Origin of the sequence: Pseudomonas sp. 6D_7.1_Bac1, assembly GCF_025465945.1 — a bacterium.
Taxonomy (GTDB): Bacteria; Pseudomonadota; Gammaproteobacteria; order Pseudomonadales; family Pseudomonadaceae; genus Aquipseudomonas.
Genome location: NZ_JANLNW010000010.1, coordinates 1 through 616, shown reverse-complemented (window position 1 = coordinate 616; position 616 = coordinate 1). Strand labels below are relative to the sequence as shown.

General features: G+C 62.7%; 1 protein-coding gene. It reads left to right on the top strand.

Going from position 1 to position 616, the window contains the following annotated elements; all coding sequences use genetic code 11:
• Positions 1 to 616, top strand: a 616-nt coding sequence (locus tag NTD87_RS03400; protein WP_410017455.1) for a bacteriophage T4 gp5 trimerisation domain-containing protein, incomplete at both ends; no start/stop codon positions are given.

The following is a 616-nucleotide window of genomic DNA, read 5'->3' as shown; positions in this document are numbered from 1 at the left end:
CAACAAGACCCGCAGCACCTTCAAGACCCTCAGCTCGCCCGGTGGTGGTGGCTACAACGAGCTGCGCATCGAAGACAAGAAAGGCCAGGAACAGATCTTCCTGCACGCCCAGCGCGACTGGGATGAAAACATCGAGCACGACCAGAAGATCCGCGTCGGCAACGAACGCCACGACACCGTCGAGGCCAACAGCTACAGCGAGTTCAAGGCCGAAGAACACCACACCGTCTACGCCGATCGCAAAGTCGAAACCCGCGCCAACGACCACCTGACCGTCGGCGTGAACCAGCACATCAAAATCGGCACCGGCCAGTTCATCGAAGCCGGCCAGGAAATCCACCTCAGCAGCGGCCTGAAAGTGGTACTCGAAGCCGGCAGCGAACTGACCCTCAAGGGCGGCGGCAGCTTCATCAAGATCGACGCCGGCGGCGTGACCCTCAGCGGTCCGGCGATCAACATGAACAGCGGCGGCAGCCCCGGCAGCGGAACCGCATCGGCGCCGTTGATGCCTGGCGTACTCAAGCAAGCCGATGCCGACCAGGCCGGCGCCGTACTGACCCCGGCGCAGATCAACACCCTCAAGCGCAACGCGCCGTTCTGTGAAGAGTGCGAAAAG